At 73.0% G+C, this 17,814-nt stretch carries 17 protein-coding genes; 1 reads left to right on the plus strand and 16 read right to left on the minus strand.

The features are described from left to right. Window positions 1-10: 10 nt before the first annotated feature. From ACH01S_RS11420 to ACH01S_RS11475, 12 genes are all read right to left on the minus strand, one after another. Window positions 11-1,048 carry a sigma-70 family RNA polymerase sigma factor gene (locus ACH01S_RS11420; protein WP_083980566.1) on the minus strand — a complete coding sequence of 346 codons (1,038 nt, stop codon included), beginning with the start codon at window positions 1,046-1,048 and terminating at the stop codon, window positions 11-13. A gap of 8 nt (window positions 1,049-1,056) precedes the next feature. Next, window positions 1,057-2,970 carry a type IV secretory system conjugative DNA transfer family protein gene (locus tag ACH01S_RS11425; protein ID WP_148344094.1) on the minus strand — a complete coding sequence of 638 codons (1,914 nt, stop codon included), beginning with the start codon at window positions 2,968-2,970 and terminating at the stop codon, window positions 1,057-1,059. 110 nt (window positions 2,971-3,080) lie between these two features. Continuing rightward, on the minus strand, window positions 3,081-6,167 hold the full coding sequence (locus ACH01S_RS11430; protein ID WP_067889095.1) for a BTAD domain-containing putative transcriptional regulator: 3,087 nt from the start codon (window positions 6,165-6,167) through the stop codon (window positions 3,081-3,083). Continuing rightward, the gene (locus ACH01S_RS11435) at window positions 6,164-6,604 is read right to left on the minus strand and encodes a pilus assembly protein TadG-related protein (RefSeq protein ID WP_067889782.1); all 441 of its coding nucleotides are present in this window, start codon (window positions 6,602-6,604) and stop codon (window positions 6,164-6,166) included. Before ACH01S_RS11435 ends, ACH01S_RS11430 begins: the two co-directional genes overlap by 4 nt. A gap of 5 nt (window positions 6,605-6,609) precedes the next feature. Next, the gene (locus tag ACH01S_RS11440; protein ID WP_067889098.1) at window positions 6,610-7,038 is read right to left on the minus strand and encodes a TadE/TadG family type IV pilus assembly protein; all 429 of its coding nucleotides are present in this window, start codon (window positions 7,036-7,038) and stop codon (window positions 6,610-6,612) included. Then, window positions 7,035-7,382: a pilus assembly protein gene (locus ACH01S_RS11445; protein ID WP_148344095.1), complete on the minus strand. Its 348-nt coding sequence runs from the start codon at window positions 7,380-7,382 to the stop codon at window positions 7,035-7,037. The genes ACH01S_RS11440 and ACH01S_RS11445 overlap by 4 nt, the downstream gene beginning before the upstream one ends. 74 nt (window positions 7,383-7,456) lie before the next feature. Further along, a complete protein-coding gene (locus ACH01S_RS11450; RefSeq protein ID WP_067889103.1) occupies window positions 7,457-7,660 on the minus strand; it encodes a hypothetical protein in 204 nt (67 codons plus the stop codon). A 55-nt stretch (window positions 7,661-7,715) separates the two neighbouring features. After that, the gene (locus tag ACH01S_RS11455) at window positions 7,716-8,594 is read right to left on the minus strand and encodes a type II secretion system F family protein (RefSeq protein WP_067889106.1); all 879 of its coding nucleotides are present in this window, start codon (window positions 8,592-8,594) and stop codon (window positions 7,716-7,718) included. Continuing rightward, on the minus strand, window positions 8,591-9,493 hold the full coding sequence (locus ACH01S_RS11460; RefSeq protein ID WP_067889108.1) for a type II secretion system F family protein: 903 nt from the start codon (window positions 9,491-9,493) through the stop codon (window positions 8,591-8,593). Before ACH01S_RS11460 ends, ACH01S_RS11455 begins: the two co-directional genes overlap by 4 nt. Next, window positions 9,490-10,953 (minus strand): TadA family conjugal transfer-associated ATPase, encoded by a 1,464-nt coding sequence (locus ACH01S_RS11465; protein ID WP_067889111.1) that lies wholly within the window; start codon window positions 10,951-10,953, stop codon window positions 9,490-9,492. Before ACH01S_RS11465 ends, ACH01S_RS11460 begins: the two co-directional genes overlap by 4 nt. Beyond that, window positions 10,950-11,747, minus strand: a complete 798-nt coding sequence (locus tag ACH01S_RS44380) for a hypothetical protein (protein WP_067889114.1) — start codon at window positions 11,745-11,747, stop codon at window positions 10,950-10,952. The genes ACH01S_RS11465 and ACH01S_RS44380 overlap by 4 nt, the downstream gene beginning before the upstream one ends. Further along, on the minus strand, window positions 11,747-12,373 hold the full coding sequence (locus ACH01S_RS11475; protein ID WP_169809249.1) for an SAF domain-containing protein: 627 nt from the start codon (window positions 12,371-12,373) through the stop codon (window positions 11,747-11,749). Before ACH01S_RS11475 ends, ACH01S_RS44380 begins: the two co-directional genes overlap by 1 nt. Before the next feature lie 269 nt (window positions 12,374-12,642). Here ACH01S_RS11475 and ACH01S_RS43370 point away from each other — a divergent pair, with 269 nt between their 5' ends. Further along, entirely contained in the window at window positions 12,643-12,984 is a 342-nt protein-coding gene (locus tag ACH01S_RS43370; RefSeq protein WP_148344097.1) for a hypothetical protein, read from the plus strand. Window positions 12,985-13,261: 277 nt separating this feature from the next. Here the strand turns inward: ACH01S_RS43370 and ACH01S_RS11485 are convergent, their stop codons facing one another. The 4 genes from ACH01S_RS11485 to ACH01S_RS11500 form a co-directional block, all read right to left on the minus strand. Beyond that, window positions 13,262-13,885, minus strand: a complete 624-nt coding sequence (locus ACH01S_RS11485) for a hypothetical protein (protein ID WP_148344098.1) — start codon at window positions 13,883-13,885, stop codon at window positions 13,262-13,264. 294 nt (window positions 13,886-14,179) lie between these two features. Further along, complete coding sequence (locus ACH01S_RS11490; protein WP_067889124.1) at window positions 14,180-14,761, minus strand: hypothetical protein; 582 nt, start codon at window positions 14,759-14,761, stop codon at window positions 14,180-14,182. Beyond that, window positions 14,761-16,092, minus strand: coding sequence for a C40 family peptidase (locus ACH01S_RS46510; protein WP_083980571.1), 1,332 nt, complete (start codon window positions 16,090-16,092; stop codon window positions 14,761-14,763). The genes ACH01S_RS11490 and ACH01S_RS46510 overlap by 1 nt, the downstream gene beginning before the upstream one ends. Then, entirely contained in the window at window positions 16,089-17,813 is a 1,725-nt protein-coding gene (locus tag ACH01S_RS11500) for a hypothetical protein (RefSeq protein ID WP_148344099.1), read from the minus strand. Before ACH01S_RS11500 ends, ACH01S_RS46510 begins: the two co-directional genes overlap by 4 nt. Window position 17,814: the final 1 nt, after the last annotated feature.

Consider the following 17,814-nt stretch of genomic DNA (forward strand, 5'->3'; position numbering starts at 1 on the left):
TTCCCTCACGTCATCGCCAGCCGGCGAGTTCGGGCGTGCACCGCAACTTGTCCAGGCCGCGCCCGGCGCGCACCCGGATCAGCCGGGCGGAGACCCCGCTGCGGTGCTGCGCCTCCGGGCCGCTGAGCTCTTCCAGATAGAGCATCCGAATAGCCGTGCTCTCCTCTTCGGGCAGCCCGGACAGGGCGGAGTGGATGGCCTGCCGGCATACCGAGTCGAGAGCGGCGTCGGCCGCGTCCCGCCGGAGCGGCGCGACGGGCTCGGACGGCGGCTCGCGGCCGTTCGCCCCGCCCTCCCCCAACTCGTCGAGCGAGGCGGGCGGCGCGAACCGCGGCAGCAGCCGCAGGTATTTCGCGTGCTCGCCCAGCGCCTGGACGGTCTCCATGGCGGTCGGCCGCCGCGCCAGCCGCACGGTGAGCTCCTCTTCGACCCTGGCCGTCTTGCGGATGATCGTCAGGAGCCGTTTCGGCACCGGGGACTCGTCCCGGATGCTGTCGCGTATCGTGCCCGCTATCCGGTGAGCGGCGTACGTGGAGAACTCGCAGCGCGAGGGGTCGTATCTGCGGAGCGCGAGAAGCAGGCCGCGCCATCCCTCGCCGACGAACTCCCGGGCGTCCCGCTCGTAGTCGATCGCGAGTCGGCGGCTGATCCGCCAGACCATTCCCAGGTACTTGCAGCTCTCGAAACGGATGACGGCTTCGGTGACCTGGCCGAGGTCCGTTCCCCTTTCTTCGAGCCGGTCGGCCACCTGGTCGACCGGAACGTCGGGATCGATGCCGTACGCTTCGGCCGCGCCCGCGTAAACGGCTCGGAATTCCGCGCTTGGCCGGCCGGCCGACGTCGCGAGCGCGGTGCAGACCACGTCCGCGTGCGAACCCGACTCCCGGCTCAGCAGCACCGCCCGCGCCAACGCGACGCCTTCCCGGGTGTCGCACACGCCGGTGCGCTCCGCGTACTCGGCGGCCGCGACGAGCCCCGCGAGTTCCGCGCCCAGCGCCGGACGCCCGCTTCCGCTGTCACTTGGGAAAAGCCGACTGTGTCCCATCATCTCCGGCCTCAGGGTGTCGAGATGTGTCCGGCTATCTGCTTCTCGGTCGCCGCCTTGCCGGCGCCGATCAACTTGGCGTCCCGGCGTTTCCACCAGGGCAGCAGCTTCGCCTCCACGGGCCGCGCCGACCGGGCGACCATGACGGCCGTTCCGAACTTCAGCGTCCGGATCTCCTCGGCCGACAGCACCCGGCGGCGGAACTTCCGGGTCGAGGACCCGCGTTCGACGTCGTCAGGGCCGTAGGACTTCGTCCGCTGGTCCTCCCACGTCTCCCCCATCAGCCGGGAGATGTCGTCAAGGTCGTCGACGTTTCCGGCGCCGCCCATGATGACCCGCACGGCGGCGTTGTCCCACATGATCATCGCCTCGTGCTCGCCCCAGCGCGCCCGCGCCTGGGAAAGGGACTGCAGATAGACGTGCAGAGCGATGGAGAAACCCCCGGAGTCTCCCATGTAGGCGGGCAGATTCGGCATCGGAGCGATATGAGCGGCTTCGTTCAGCTCGATCGTCAACGGCGGATCCAGCCGGCTCCCCGGCATATGCGCGGCCCTTTTCCGCGCCTTCTCGAACAGGTCCTCCATCATCGCGGTGACGACCGGCGCCACGCTGCCGTTCTTCTGGTCCTTGCCGAGGATGTAGAGGGTGTTGCGGCCGGACAGGAATTCGTCGATATCGAATTCTTCGGCGGCGCCCGGTGAGCACGCGTCCAGCACGCCCGGATCGGAGAAGCAGGCCAGCCCCTGGGTGACGTTGGCCCAGAACCCGGCCTTGATCCTGGGGTCCGTCGCGATGAGCGCCTCCAGTTCGGCCGCCCATCCCGGGACGGCGGTGCCCTCCGCCTCTCCCTGGCGCAGGAGCCTGACCGGTTCGGGGTTCGAGGCCTGCGTGGACCAGGTGACGACGTCCCGCATCGACTTGCCGCCCACCGCCGCCGCGTGCAGGTAGCAGCGGACGATCCTGATGGCTCCGCTGGCGAAGAAGGCGCCGTTCCCGGTGAGGCTCACGCCCGATCCGGTGACGATGGAGGTCGCGCGGTTCTCGGCCACGAGCGCCGCCTCGCATCCGTTGACCGGCGACCAGCGCAGCCGCTCCGGCCAGTTCGTCATGCCGTTCGGGTCGAAGACGTGCACCGTTCCGGTGCGCGCTCGCATGGCATAGGTGTTGGTGAAGGCGTCGGACCTGGTCGAGGTGACGATGCACGGACCGGGGGCGTCGATGGTGAACGGCGTGCAGAAGTGGACGTCCTTTCCCTGCCGCGGCGGCGCGAGGATGATGAAGACGTCCTCGACCGACGCGTAGAGTCGCTGCCTCGACCTGATGTCCGTGCCCAGGTAGTAGCCGACCTGCAGCGGATCGATGTTGCGTTTTCCGGCCAATGACGGCCGCACCGATTTCGCCTTCCGGACGACGACCGACGCGCTCAGCGTCCTGCGTATCTCACGCCCGGACGCGAAACCGAGACGGAATCGGCGGAACTCCCTGCGGCGCCGGTAGTTCAGGCCCAATCGCACCACCAGCACGCCCGCGTACACCATGGGCGAGAGCGCCGCGCAAAGGATCAGATAGACGAGCCAGCCGGGCCCGAGTTCGTCGCCGCCGGACGGCCACGCGCGCCCGGGATCGCCGGGATGCTCGTAAACCCCCGCGAGTATGCCCAGCGCGTCGTTCGGAGACGCGGCCGGCCAGCCATTCCCGGACAGCAGGCTCGCCAATTGCCCGGCGAGCCACACCGCCAGCCCCAACACGTACGCCACCGCAAAGACCGCCGCCACCACCGCGACGCCGATGAACCAGAGCTCACCGTCCTCGGAACCCTCTTCGGGCAGCGCCCTGCCATTGCCGTTCGTCGACAATTTCCACCCCTGTGAAGCTGCCATCGCATTCGTGGCTCTTTGCCCTTTGAGGCTTTCGCTCTCACCCAAGAGAAGAGGGTGGGAACCACTAACGTGACAAGCCCGCCGCCAACGGTGGACGCGACGGATTCAGAGGAATTCAGGCAGCCGATCCGGTGCGGGCCCGGGCGCCGCTCCGATCAGTTCTGGCTCGCATTCGACGCCGCGCTCTGGCGGACGCGGCCGGGCGCACGGAGGCGGGTCAGAAGGTCCGCGGTCTCGGGTTCCATTTCCAGGCCGAGGTCGTAGAGGTTGCGGAGGAAGCGTTCGGTGGCGTGGTCGATTCCGGCGGCGTTTCCGGCGCGGTGCTCGGCGCGGATCAGGTCGCGGAAGAGGAGTTCGGAACCGGGCTCGATGTCGAGGCCGCGGGTGATGACGGTGCGGGCGTCGGCGGCGTCGCCCCGGCCGGTCAACGTGACGCCGAGGGCGTGGACGACGTCGACGATGGCGGAGAGCATTTCCTGTTTGAGGTGCTCCGCCCAGATGTAGGAGGTCGGACCGGCGCCCGCGAACGGCTGGCCGCGCACCAGGGCCAGGGCCTCGCGCAGGTCGTCGATGCCCTGGTCCTCCGCCCCGGTCTTCAGGCGGGCGAGGCCGCGGCGGGCGCGGGCCTGGAAGCGGTCCCAGTCGCAGCCGACCCCGCTGAGCGTGTACAGGCGGCCCTGGCCCTGGGTGGGGACGTACACGTTGCCCGCGGCGTCGCGGCCGAACCAGGCGCGCAGGCGGGACATGTTGCTGGCGCGGGTCGAGGGCGACCAGGGGCCGCGGGCCCCGCCGAGCGCGCGGCTGACCTCCTCGGCGGTGCGGCCCGGGTTGAGGTGCAGGTAGGCGGCGAGTTCGGGGAGCAGGTTGCGCTTGCCGGGCTCGACGTCGTTGACGTCGCGTCCACCGATCTCGACCCGGCCGAGGACCCTGATGTCCGGGGCGCCCGGATCGAGGTCGGGCTCCGGGGCGGGGCCGTCGGCGCCGCCGCGGGTCGCCAGTTCCTTCATCAGCCTCGAAGCCTGCTCGTAGGAGATCCGCAGCTCGCGTTGGAGGAGCGACGCGTCGGCGGCGGGGGATTCGCGGACGGCCTGGGCGGCCCGGTCGATGAGGGTCTCGTCGGGCTGCTCCGGGTCGAGCGGGCGTCCGGCGACCCGGACGTCGTCCTCGCCGGGTTCCGGGGGGACGTCCTGCCAGTCCGGGTGCGGGACGCCCGTCTCGTCGTTGGCCATGCTCAGGTCGGAGACGAGCTGCCGGTACTGGTCGGAGGTGATGCGCTGGATCGTCACCGGGCCGAACGGGTCGATGTCGACGGTTCGGTCCGGGGTCGTGTCCAGCGTCCAGTGGCCCGGGAGCTCGGGGCCCGAGCCGTCCCCGGCGGCGATCACGGCGGCGAGGTTGTCCGCGCCGTCCCGCTCGACGAGGGCGCGCAGCCGGATGACCTCCTCGGCGCCGAACGGGACGGACGACAGGATCACCTGCGGCGTCCAGGAGTCGTCGGCCACCTGCTCGGTGCGCGCCTGCCGGACGGAGCCGATCCGCGCGTCGGCCAGCACCTCGCTGACCTCCCGCGCCCGCGCCTCGAAGTCGCGCAGGGCCTCGTCGACCGTCTCGGCGTACCGCAGCCTTCCGGTGCCGAAGACGCGGGGCAGTTCCGCGCCGAAGGCCACGCAGGTGATGACGATGTGGTCCGCCCACGGGCTGATGGCCATCTCCAGCGCGAACGCCGAGAGCACCTCGTGGACGTGACGGTCGCCGCCCGTGAGCGTCACCGCTCCGGCGGCTTCGAGGTCGATGAGGACGTGGGTGAACGCCCGGTCGAAACCGACCGTCACCAGGGAGGGGTAGGGCGACGGGACGTCCTGGAGATCGTCGGGGTCGAGCAGCGCCTCGCTGTCCCGGTCGAGTTTCCAGAGGCGGTCGGTGGAGCCTGTGACGAACGGCGGGACGGGCGCGGCGGGTTCGGCCAGGAGGAGTTCCACCGTCTCGCCGGTCACGTGGGCGCCGCGCAGGACGGGCAGCGTGCCGCCCGTCCGCCCGAGCCGCAGCGAGAGGGACCGGAGCGCCGTGTCCAGCAGTTCGACGGAGGCGGGCTCCTGCTGAGCCCGCATGTCCATCTCCGAGTCGCTCATGGTCTCGGGCACCCGGATGCGCTGGCCGGGACGCCGGCGCCGCTGCTGGACGAGCCGCTTGAGGGCCAGCAGGGCGAGCAGCCCCGCCGCCGCGAGCGCGCTGTACCCGAGCACCGTCCGCGCCGAGACCGACGACTCTTCTCTTTCGCCGCCGTCGTCGCCGGTCCTGATGTCGGGTGCGGCGGGCTTCGCCGACCGCTGCCCGTTCCCGGTCGGCGTCGGCGACGCGGGAGACGCCGCCGGACCACCCGCCCTCCCGGCCTCCGCGGGCGCCGGGGACGACGGAGGTGGAGTCGTGGGCTGCTGGGTGGCCGGGGGCGGGGTCTGCGGCGGGCGTTCCGCAGACGGTGAACTGCCCGGCTGTTTGTGCGGTGGCTTCTTCTGCGGTGGCTTCTTCTGTGGCGGCGCGGGGTCGGTCGGCTTGCCGGTCTTCGGGATGATCAGCCGCGCACCGGGATAGATGCGGTCGGGGTCGGTGAGGCGGGGCACCCCGTCGGGCTGGTCGATGTCCTTGCTGGCCTTGAAGATGGCGGGATACCGGTCGCCGTCACCGTATTCGTCTTCGGCGATGCCCCACAGCGTGTCCCCGCGGTCGACGATCCTGGTGTGCCCTTCCGGTGGTGCGGGGGACCGGACGGGCTGACCGAGGCGATTCTCCGCGGCCGGGACGTCGGCGGGCCCGGGCGGCGCCGTGTGCGGCGCGGTCGGGGCCGCCACCGGCGGGGTGGCGGCCATCGCGGCGGGGGCGCCGACGCCGACCGCCACCAGCACGGCCGCCACGAGCTTCGCGGCCGTGCGCTGCAGCGATCCCATGCCGGGCAGCCGGGGCGCCTGGCGGCCGCCGGCCTGCGCGGCCATCTCGACGAGCACCCCGGTGGTGAAGACCGCCCAGGCCCCCCAGGCGACCAGGGCCACCGCGCGGATGAACAGCGTGCCGTCGTCGCGGCTGGTCAGGGTCGTCGTGACCTCGTCCAGCGTGGGAAGGCCGGACGGCAGCGGGAGCGGGGCGACGGTGAGCAGCAGCGCGGGCGTGCCGACGACGATCAGCACCAGGGTGAGCAGCGCGGCGAGGCCGCGGAGCAGCTGGACGGGGCGAGCGGGGAACGCCGTCATCGGCCGGGCCCTTCGATTCCGGTGAGCAGGTCCGCGGTCGCCGTTCTGGTCACCCGCGTGGGACCCACCCCGATCATGGACAGCAGGACGGTCGGCTGGGTCACCGTCACGGTCACCCGGATCCTGGTGGCGCCGACGGGCGTCACGGAGCCGCTCTCGCCGGCGGCCGCGAGGTAGGCGCGGGACGCGCGGACGGCGGCGGCGCGGTCGACGACGAGGCGGCCGCCGGAGTAGGCGCCGTCGCGGTCGATCTGCCCGGCCCCGGCCCGCGCGGCCTCCTCGGCGAGGTTGCCGGCCCGCTGGCCGGCGCGGAGCTTGCCGCCGAGGTCGTAGACCATGCCGACCAGCAGCAGGAAGATGAAGCCGAGGACGATGGCGAGCAGGGAGTAGGACCCGGCGTCCGAGCGCCGCCGGCCGTCCTCGGGAACCTCGCGCACGCGGATCACCTGCCCCGGTACGGGTCGATGGGCGAGACCGCGGACGCCCGCATCGTCCGGGCGCCGGGCAGCCCCGCGACGACGAGGTCGGAGAGCCGGACGACGCACTCGACCGTGACCGACACCGCGGCCGCCGTCCCCGGCGGCCGGCCGAACTCGGAGGTGTCCACCGCCACGGTCGGGTCGCATTGCAGCCCCTGCCGGTGGAGCGCCTCCTCGGCGCTGGCCAGGGCCCGGGACCGGGCGGCGGACGGGGTCCGCGCCAGCGACGCCTGGCGGGCGGCGTCGCGGGCCGCCGCCTCGACCGCGCCGCCGCCGACGACGATCCGGCCCGCGGCGATGATGAGCCCGGCGAACATGAGCAGCACGGGGGCCCAGATCACGGCCTCCAGCGTGGCGGTGCCCCGGTCGGCGGTCGCGCGGCGCCGGGTCATCGGCGCCCTTCCCCGGCGGGCGTCCAGCGCTCCTTGGGCCCGCGCGCGACCTGGGTGACGCGGATGTTCAGGCCGGGGACGAACGACCAGACCTCCCCGGTGACGGTGACCGCGACCGTCTGGTCGCCGTCGACGCTGACCCGGGCGGACGGGTTCAGCAGTTGGCCGTCCGCGACCTCGGCCGCGAAGGCGAGCGCGGCCGCCTCGCCCGCGCCCGGCGCGCCCTGCCTGGCGCGGGCCGCGCGCAGCCCCTCCTGGGACGACGCCAGGGCGGCGTTGCGCGCCGAGTACCAGAGGGCCGCCTGGAAGCAGGTCCCGATCAGCAGCAGGAAGAAGGGGAACATGACGACGTAGGACAGGGTGGCCGAGCCCCGGTCCCCGGGGGAACCGGGCTCCCTCCGAAGCGGCCACCGCGCCCTCATTTGATCTGCGACGCGCGGTTGTTGATCTTCGAGACGACCAGCGCGCCGGCGGCGACGGCCGCCACGGTCAGCACGGCGGCCCAGATGATCACTTCGAGGGTCTCGACCCCGCGGTCCGGCTCGGCCTCCCTGAGACGCCGCCACCGGTCGGACAGCATGCTGACGAAGTACTGCATCTCGACGGGCCATGGGAATCGCATCCGTCCGTTCTCCTCTGTGAGACGTGCCCGTTCGGGCGGTGTCGTCGCGCGGCGGTCATGTCCCCGCCATGCGGTAGAGCACGGGGAAGGCCAGCAGCAGCATGAACCCGAACCCGAGCAGGGAGATCGGGATCACCATCGTGGTGGTGTTGGCGTTGGCGCCCGACACGGCGTCGGCGAGCTGCTCACCGCGCATCGCGTCCGCCTTCGCCGTCAGCGTCTCCAGGATCTTGGCGCCCTCGTCCCCCGCGGTCCGCGCGATGTCGGCGATGTCGGCCATCTCCTCGACGCCGACCTCGGCGCCGAGCCGGGCGAGCCCCTCCCAGGGCGGCTCCTGCGCGCGGCGCGCCCGCTCCAGCACGCCCGCGATCCGGCGGAACACCCAGCCGCCGGACACCCGCGCCGCCGTCTCCAGGGCCTCGTTCGGCGCCGCGCCCGCGGCGCGCTCCAGCGCGACCAGGTCGAGGTAGGTGATCAGGACGCGGCGGAACTCCACGCGCCGTTTGGCGGCGTCCACCCGGACCGCCGCGTCCGGCGCCATGAACAGCGCGACCGCCATGATCAGCCCCGCCCCGACGGGGACGCTCACGGGCACCGACAGGCCCGACAGCGCGGCGGTGAACGCCGGGACGCCGGGGAGCAGCAGCCCGAGCAGGGCGCAGCCGATCTTCTCCAGCACGTGCCGTTCGGGCGTCTTGCCGAGCAGGGCGAGGTCCCGGCGCGGGACGGGCAGGCCGCCGGGCCCGGCGAGCCATGCCGCGAGCCGCTCCTTCGGACCGGCGCCGCCCGCGCCCGGCCCCTCCGGGGGGTCGGCGCGTCCCTCCAGGTTGTCGAGGATCGCGTCCAGCCGGGGCGGCGCCGGACGCAGCTCCGAGATCAGCAGGACCAGGCCGAGGCCCACCAGCACCCCGGCGATCACGGTGAGGGGCGTCATGCCGCACCGTCCGTGACCGCGGTCCCGCCCTGGGCGTCGGCCTCCTGGCTCAGCAGGCGGGGCTGCTTCTCCGGGCTGGCCAGCCGGTGGATCCACCACAGGCCCGCCGCGTAGAGGACGACGACGACGCTCATCGCGACCTGCCCGGCGAACGTGCCGAAGGGCGCCGAGTAGGACTGGCGCATCGACACCACCACCGTGTAGCCGGCCAGGAAGACCAGCACCCAGCGCAGCGTCGTCCGGTGCTGGGCGCGGGACGCCTCGATGTCGCGGCGGGCCCGGACGTCCTCGGCGACCATCCGGGCCAGGGCCGACAGGACGTCCCCGACGCCGGTGCCGCGCCGGGACGCCGCGAGGATCAGGGCCGCCGCGATGCGGTCGCCCACCGGGTCGGCGAGGTCCTCGGCGAACAGGCGGAGCGCCTGCTCGCTCGGCATCCGGGACGCCAGCCGCCGGGCGAGGGTCCGCACCTCCGCCTGGATCGGCGGGCGGACCTTGCGGACGGACTGCGTCAGCGCGTCCTCCAGCCCCCGGCTCGCCTTGAGGACGACCGCGACCTGCCGGGTCCAGGACTCCAGCGCCTCCAGCTTCTCGATCCGCTGCTCGGCGGGACGCTTCGACAGCAGACGCGGGGCGGCGACCGCGCCCGCCAGGGCCCCGAGCGCGGCGACCGGCCATCCGGTGAACAGCAGCACCAGGAGCCCGAGGACGACGGCCACCGCGATCCGGCGCCGCGACCGGGGTTCGAGCGCGGCACGGACCAGCCCGGCCAGCCGGGACGGCGGGCGGGCCGCGGCGTCCGTGCGGGCGGGAACGGTCACGAACGCGGCCGCCCCGCAGACGGCCCCCGCCACGACGAGCGCTCCGGCGAGAGCGGCGAGCAGCCCCTGCGCGGTCATGCCGGACCCCCGTTCGACGCACCCCAGTGCCCCCCGCGGTTCAGCCAGGACGGGTCGAAGCCCGCGGCGACGAGCAGGTCGAGGCAGTGCGGGGTCGTCCTCGGCGTCGCGCGGCCCCGGGCGTCGGGCACGTAGACGTGGTTGACGGAGGGGCGCTCGGTGTCGCCCGGCGGCAGCACCTCCAGGACCTCGCTGACGTACCGCTGGTTGTTCGTCCCGTCGCGGCGCAGGTGGACGACGAAGTCCACCGACATCCCCACCATCAGGTGGACCGCGTTGACGGGCATCGCGATCCCGCCGCGCAGCGCGAGGAGCAGCATCCGGTTGAAGGCGTCCTCCGCGCCGTTGGCGTGGATGGTGCACATGCTGCCCTCGTGGCCGCTCTGCATGGCCTCCAGCATCGGCAGGATCTCGGTGCTGCGGACCTCGCCGACGATGATGCGGCGCGGATTGTGGCGCAGCGCCTGCGGGATGAGGTCGTGCAGCGAGACCCCGCCCGCGCCCTCGCTGTTCGGCTGCCGCGACTCGAAGGCGATCACGTTGCTGTGCCGGTCGGGCAGTTCGTGCAGGAACAGCTCGAAGTCGGTCTCCAGGGTCGCGATCCGCTGGTCCGAGGGGATGCAGGCGACCAGCGCGCGCAGCAGCGTCGTCTTCCCCGCGCTGGTGCCGCCGGTGACGATGATGTTGCGGCGCGCCAGCACGGCCGCGGTCAGGAAGGCCCGCAGCCCCTCGTCGAGGCTGCCCCGCTCCACCAGGTCGTCGAGGGTGACGCTCTTGAGCCGGTGGCAGCGGATGGACACGTAGGGGCGCGGCGACACCGACATCGACGCGGTCAGCCGCGCGCCGTTGAGGTCCTGGAGCGCGGTGTTGAGCAGCGGGCTGGCGACGGAGAACTCGCGGGCGGTGTTGCCCTGCCTCGACCACAGCTGGATCTTCTCGACGAGCTCGGCGTCGCTGGCCGCGACGGCCGGGCCCCGGACGCGCTCGCCGCTGGCGTACTCGACCCAGACCTGGTCGCAGCCGTTGACGTCGATGTTCTCCACGGCCGGGTCGTTCAGCAGCGGCTGCAGCGGCCCGAGCCCGAACAGCTCGTCGAACACCGCGGCGGCCAGCCGGTTCTGCATCTCGACGGTGGGCGGCGCCCCGCCCGGCATGAGGCCGTCCTCGATCCGGCGGCGGACCTCGGCCTCGATCAGCATCCGGGCCCGGCCCCGGCCGGCGTCCGGGTCGATCTGGTCCACCACCGTCTGCACGATGTCGCGGACCGTGGCCTGGAAGACCGCGTCGAACCTGCCGGTCTCGGGGATCGCCGCGGGCCCGTGACCGGCGCCGTCGGGCGGCCGCGCGAACCACGGGCGTCCCTTGCCCGCGCCCTCGACGGGACCGCTCGACGTCCGTCCGGGCACGACGCCGCGGCGCGGCGGCCACACCTGCCCGCTTCCCGGCGGGACGGCGCTCACCCGACACCTCCTCCGACCGTCACCCGCGCGGCCGCGGGTTCCTCCAGGTGCCGGAGCAGGATCCGCCCGGCCAGGGTCGCCTCGCGCATCAGCGGCGCCGTCGCGAAGCCGCGGCGGGGCGGGGCGCCCGCCGAGAGCACGGCCGCCGTCCGCGCGTCCTCCGGTAGCCGGACGGTCAGCGAGAAGGGCCCGAGGTTCCGCTCTTTGCCCAGCTCGGTGGTGGTGTACGGGCCGTCGCCGACCAGGCAGAGCCCGATCCTGGCGGTCTCCCCGAGCGCCTTGCGGAGCTCCGCGAGCCGCGGCTTCGCCTTGGCGGCCTGCGTGAACGAGGACCGCATCACCATCACCACGATGTCCGCCGCGCTGACCACCGGGAACGGCAGGTCCGTGTCGACCTCGCCGATGTCGACGAGCACGTCGAGCGGGACGGGCAGGTGCGGCAGCCGTCCGAGGACCTCGGCGATGCCGTTCCACATCTCGTCGGTGACCTGCACCCCGTGGAACGGGTCGCGGAGCCCGGGCAGCAGCAGCCGCTGCTGGTCCTCGTCCAGCGGGACGGTCTGGTTCGGCAGGTCGGCCAGCGCGGCGCGGGTGCCGGCGCGGGTCTCCAGGGCCAGCTGCCACAGGCCGCGGTCGTAGGGGACGCGCCCGCCGAAGTACCCGGCGAGGATGTGCCCGCCGCTCGGATCGCATTCCGCCAGCAGCGCGGGGCGCGGCCACCCCAGCGTCAGCGCGAAGGCGGCCGTGGTGGCTCCGGGGGCGTTGCCGGGGGACACCAGGGCGACGACGGCCATCAGCCCCTCCGCGGCATGAGGACGAGCGCGATCCTGCCGGACGCGGCCTGCCGCGCGACGTTCGGACCGGCCTGCGCGGCGAGCAGCAGGTCGACCACGACCCGCCCGTCCGCGTCCGGCTCGCCGACACGGTCGACCGTGCCCTGGACGTCGTTCTGGGCGGCGGGGGCGGTCGGGGCGGGCTCGGCCCCGCCGCCCTGGGGCGGCGGCTGGTTCCCCTGGGTCACGACCACGAGGACCTTGTCGCCCGGCACGAGCCCGCGTGCCGGGATCTGGGTGGGCTGCAGCGCCACGGGCACGACCTGCTGGCCCTGCCCCGGCGACTGCGCGCCGGTGAGCTGTGTCGCCGAGAGCAGCGTCCCGCGTTTCAGGTCGGCGGCGGCGATCTTCCCGACGACGTCCTGGAGCTGGCTGCCCGGGATGGTCAGCACGTCGCGGTCGACCGAGACCATCGCGGTGGTCACGTCCGCGGCCGTGAGCGGCGTGCCGACCGCGACGTCCCGGCGGAGCACGATCACCGAGGAGCGGTCCGACATCGACGAGACGACATAGGTCGCCAGCAGGGCGCCCGTCGCGACGAGCAGCACCGCGAGCGCGAGCATCCCCTTGCGGCGTTGCCGCGGCATGCGCTGCGGTTGGGCGGCGCCGCGCCTGTCGCCGCCTGGAGCGTTCGAAGGCTGCTCAAAGGTGACTCCCCCTGTGCGCACCACGCTCATCCTCCGTGATCTAGTTGACGCTCTGCCCCTCAGCGATCCGCAACGGGAAAACGGTCGATACTGGGATGGCCGGGAGGGCTCCTCCGGTTCCCCCCGAACCCACCCAGGTCGCGTCCCAGAGCACCGAGACCGTCACCGTGTACGCGCTACCGCTCTGCCCCGCCGAAGACTTCTCGTAGGTGACCGAGCACTCCGTCCGCTGCGCGGCGGCCGCCCGGCTCCGGTCGTACGGCGTGCCCGGGCCGGGGCACTGGATCCCCGGCCGCCCGTCCCCGGGCACGATCGTGATGTGCTGCGGAGTCGCCGTGATCTCCGCCCAGACGGCGCCCGCCGTCATCCGCTTCGTCACCGGCTTCCACTGGCTTTCGGGCAACCACACCCACTGCGGCAGCCCGACCAGCCCGGGCCTCCCCCGCGGCGGCGCCGTATGCACGATCGGCTTGGGCGGCTTCAAGAGCATGTATCCCCGCTGCATCAACTCGCCCGGCGTCGGTGCCTGCTGGGGCTCGGCGCACGCCTGAGCCGGACCGGGCAGGCACAGCGGCCCCAGGCATTCCCCGGGGCGGAGCGGATCGCTGGTACAGGGGGTGTCGGAACCGCCGCCGGAGCTCCCGCCGCCGTCGGAGACCGGTTCGCCGCCTTGGCGACCAGGGCCGCCCGGCCGCCCGGGGTCGGTGCCCCGTCCTTCCCATCCAGTGCCCCCGCCGAAAGGGTTGAGCCTCGGCGGCGGGTCGGATTCCTCCGGCGCCAGGGCGGCGCGCGCGGCGGCGGGCATGGCCAGCAGCACGACCATGCCGGTCAGGACCGCGAACAGCGCTTTGGATAAGTCCGGGCTTCGGTAATGCGCCATTGACCATCGCCCCCTCTCGTCAACTGGACGACGACATGCTGCGCGTCGGTTCCGGTCGAGCCGGGCTCGACCTTTCCGGTCTTCTGGCTCTTCAGCCCCGCGTTCCTCGCGTCCTGGCAGTCTTCGAGCGTGGCCTTGTCACCGTTGACGGTCACCTTGTTCACATGGACCACGACCCCCGGCCCCCAGGGCACCAATTCCCGTTGCTGGGCCAGCAGCACCGAACGGACGACGTAGTCGAGATACTTCCCCGCGTAGTACTTGGAAAGAAAGGGGCGCAGCGTCTCCGGAGGTTGGGAAATGGCGCTACGGGCCGTCGCGTAGGAATCGATGTACGCTTTCTGGACGGCCTGCTCAGGGGTACCTGAGGCCGTGGCGGTCGGTTGCGCGGAACTCCCGGAGGTGCTCGAAGACGGCAGGGGGACCTTCTTGTCGGAGTCTCCGTTGCATCCGGCGGCGAGGGCCAAGATCATTACTGTCGTCGCGACGGCGCCGGCTCGATATGGCTTGCGGGGGTGTGGACGTAGACGGTTCACCAGGTGTCGCGCCGAGATCAACAGCCCCTCCTCCATGTACTTTTCCGATCACTGTGGCCACTCGAGCCCCGGTCTGACAACCCCCATTACTCCGGCACCGCACGCGGTCGAAGCGCACGCCTCCGGGGCCCGCCATACACGTTGCCAGCTAATACCGACACGAGCTGGACAAAATCGGAAGTGTGCCACCCCAATTAGGCGATTCGTCCTGTCCATAACCGGCTTCGTCACAGTTCGATAACCACTTTGCGGATCTTGGGGACATAGGGGTCTTTGTAACTAGAAGTTGCGTTGTGCCCGAAACGTGACTGCGCGCGGGGCATCGCATCGCTAGCGGGCACAGGCGGGCGGGATCCGGGGCCGCCACCCGGAGCCGTCCCGGCCGAGGCAGACCGCCGTGCGGTTCTGCCGGACCTCGCGGCCCCGCGGGTCCCTGCCCGCCCAGACCACGATCACCTGTGCCAGGTCCGGGCGGGACGGAACCCCCCTGGCCACGCCCGCGCGCAGGCGCACCCGGCTGTACCGGGCGCGCGGGGGATCTCCGGGGAAGTAGGCGGGCCACCTGGCCCGGCCGCGTCCGGTGAGGTCGGCGCGGACCACCGCCCACGCGAGGGCTACCAGTTCCCGCCCCTGGTCCGCCGGCAGGTTCCCGGGCCATGTCGCTTCCAGCCCCTTCTGGATCGAGCTGTCGGACGGCGCCTTGCGCGACGGCGGGGCGTCGGGTTCCTCGCCGTAGTCCGGCAGCGTGGTCGGCGGCGCGGACGACATCACGGGCGGAGCGGGAGCGCCCGGCGCCGGTGCGCCGGACGCGGAGCGGCGCGGCCCGCCGTCCCCGGGCCGGAGCAGCAGCGCCCCGACCACGGCGAGGACCACGGCGGCGGCGATGACGAGGATCGTGGACCCGTGCCTCATCAGACGAACCTCACCGCACCGTAGAACCCGGAGCGGCGAGGCGCGATCGGCGACACCTTCACCACGTCGCCGGTCTGCGGCGCCTCGACGAAGCGCCCGCCGCCCAGGTAGATCCCGACATGGTCGAGGCCGCTGAAGAAGACCAGGTCGCCGGTCTGCAACTGGTCCCAGGACACGTGCACACCGCGCGGATCGTTGAACTGGGGCACCGTCCACGTCCCGAGGTGGATGCGGCCGCCCGTCCCCTGGTACACCGCGTACTCGGTCAGGCCGGAACAGTCGAACCCGGTGCCGCAGAAGCCGTGCGCGCACCCTGTCGTCGGACCGTTGAAGTCGCCGCCGCCCCAGAGATAGGGCGTGCCCAGCCAGCGCAGCGCCGCGGCGGCGATCGCCTGGCCCGTCCCGCTGCCTCCGACGGGGACCGCCAGCGCCGCCTGGCCCTGGCGGGCGTACTCCTCGGACTGCCGGAGCACTTTCTCCACGTAGTCGTGGCTGTGGTTGTAGCGGTAGATCGCGTTGTAGAGCCGCTCCCGATCGGTCAGGTCGCAGTCGGTGCCGCCGCAGAGGGCGAAGGCCGTTGACAGGACGGCGTCGTAGTAGTTCTGCGGGTCGGCCTTGCCGTCGCCGTTCCCGTCGTGCCCTTCCTGCTTCCACGTGCCGGGCATGAACTGCATCGGGCCCACGGCCCGGTCATAGGTGGTGTCGCCGTCCATGCGTCCGCCGTCGGTGTCGTACACCGGGGTGACGTTGCCGCCGACTCCGGAGCCGTCCAGGCGGGGGCCGACGAAGGGCGGGGAGACGTCGCCGTTGGGGGCGACGGTGTGGTCGTGCCGGGCGCCCTGCCCGTGCTCGGACTCGATCATGCCGATCGCGGCCAGCAGCGACCAGGTGACGCCCCTGGCGTTCGGGGCCAGCCGCGCGAACTGCGCGGCGGCCCTGGTGTAGGCGTCCAGGGCGACGGGCGGGATGCCGGGGACGGCGGCCGGCCCCGCGCCGCCCGCCGACGACTGCGACAGCGTCGGCGCGATGACCGCGGCCACGAGCATGATGAGGGCCACCCCGAGCAGGTATGGCAGCGACAGCAGGAGCACCACCTTGCCCCAGCCGATCCTCCGCCCGACGCGGCGTCCGGCCGCCAGGCCCGCCTGGACCAGCAGCGAGGTTCCGGCGCTCGCCCCGCCGGCCACCGTGGTGCCGGTCCGCTTGGCGGCGGCCTTCACCAGGCTCTTGCCCACCTGCCTGCCCGCTCCGGCGGCGGCCCGCCGGGCCGTGCCGCCGCCGGTTCGCCCGGACGGACTCCCGCGCCGGCCCGGACCGGCCCGCCCGCTCATGAGCGGATGCGGGTCCAGGCGCGGTGCGCGCCCCTCGCCGCGCCGCGCGCCCCCCTCGCCGTGGTGGCCATGGGCCCGACGACCCGGTCGATCTCGGCCCGGACGCTCTGGAAGGTGCGGCCGACGGAGGGCCCGTCGAGCGGATGGCTCACCGGTCCGCCCTGCCCGCCCCGGCCGGCCATCTCCTCCAGGAGGCCGTAGGTGCTGTAGCCGCTGCCCGCGCCGCGGGAGCCGCCGATCCGGCCCCACTCCAGCCGGCGGGAGAACCGGCGTCCGGCGAGGGTGGACGCGCGCTGCGCCCTGCGGTGGGCCACCAGCCCCGCCCCGACGACCATGTCCATCAGCGCGAACCTGACCATGAGCCCCTGGCCCTCCGCGTCGATCATCAGCACGTCGATGGTGATCGTCACCAGCGGGAGGAGGACGACCACGACATAGATGACCAGCACGATCCTGGCGACGCCGCCGAGCCACCGCCACAGCAGGCCGCGGGCGGCGCCCGGCATGATCGCGACCACCGCGACGACATGGCCGGTGACCGCGTAGCCGGCCATGGCGCAGATGGAGATCAGCAGCGTGCCGACCATGAGCAGGATGAGGACGGCGACCAGCCCCGCCGCGACCAGCAGCAGGATGACGCCGAAGAACCGGTCCCAGCTCGGCTTGGCGTGGTAGTCGGCGTACTCCTTGCATTCGTCCCCGGCGTCCTCCATGAAGAATCCGGCCGGGTCCTCCCGGCGGTCGGCGGCGGGCGCCTGCGCGAACGGGTTCATCGCCTCCGGGAAGTCGCCCAGCTGCACGCCGGGGGGCTTCTTGCCGGACAGGCCGTCCTTGTACGCCTGAAGGCATTTGGCGGGAACCTTCGAGTTGCCCTCGAAGACCGTGCCGAACTGGAGCATCTGGTGGGGCTTGGCGACGAAGGTGTCCAGGATGATCTCCTTCATCCGCGCGGAGGGGTCGGTCTCGTCGGACGCGCCGCGGGACGCGGTGATGGCGGCGAGCGAGGTGGCCGTGTCACGGGTCGTCCCCATCAGCCCGTTGTCGCCCATGAGGAGGTCGGCGGGGGCGAGCAGCGTCGTGGCCGACAGCGCCGAGATCAGCACGGAGAGCCCCATCTCGCTCCAGCCGCGCGCCCCGCGGCCCCGCAGGACGAGCAGCCCGCACCACAGCCCGGCCAGGGTCAGCAGCAGGCTCGGCAGGCCGAGCCTGTCGACGATCTGCGTCCTGTAGGCGTCCGCGACCGCCTCGGCCGGGCCGAGCAGGGTGTCGGCGGGGCCGAACTGGAGCGCCCACCCGAGCAGCCAGGCCAGCACCTCGATGATCAGCTTCACGAAGCCGAAGGTGCCGTTGGTGAGGAAGATGAGCAGCTTCGGCTGCCAGTCGAGGGCGCCGCCGGGGTCCCCGGTGAGCTCGTAGCTGCTGATCGGGTAGCCGTTGACCTTCTGCTGGTCGAGTTCCCCGAGCAGGCCCGTCCCGGGTTTCGGATCGTCCCGCTGCTGGGCGGGCGGCACCCGGATCGGCGGCTCCACCGGAAGCTGCGGTGGCACCCCCGGCGGGAGGGGCGGCGACGTGGTCGGCGCCGGGGCGGGCGGCGTGGGAGCGGCGGCGGCGCCGGGCGGGTGGGCCGCGTTGAGGAAGGCCCCCGCCACGGCGCAGAGGAGGACGGCCCACGCGATGCGGTGCAGCGCCCGGCGGCCCGCCTGCGCCATGCGTCCTTCCACC

The organism is Actinomadura chibensis NBRC 106107 (assembly GCF_001552135.1).
Taxonomy (GTDB): domain Bacteria; phylum Actinomycetota; class Actinomycetes; order Streptosporangiales; family Streptosporangiaceae; genus Spirillospora; species Spirillospora chibensis.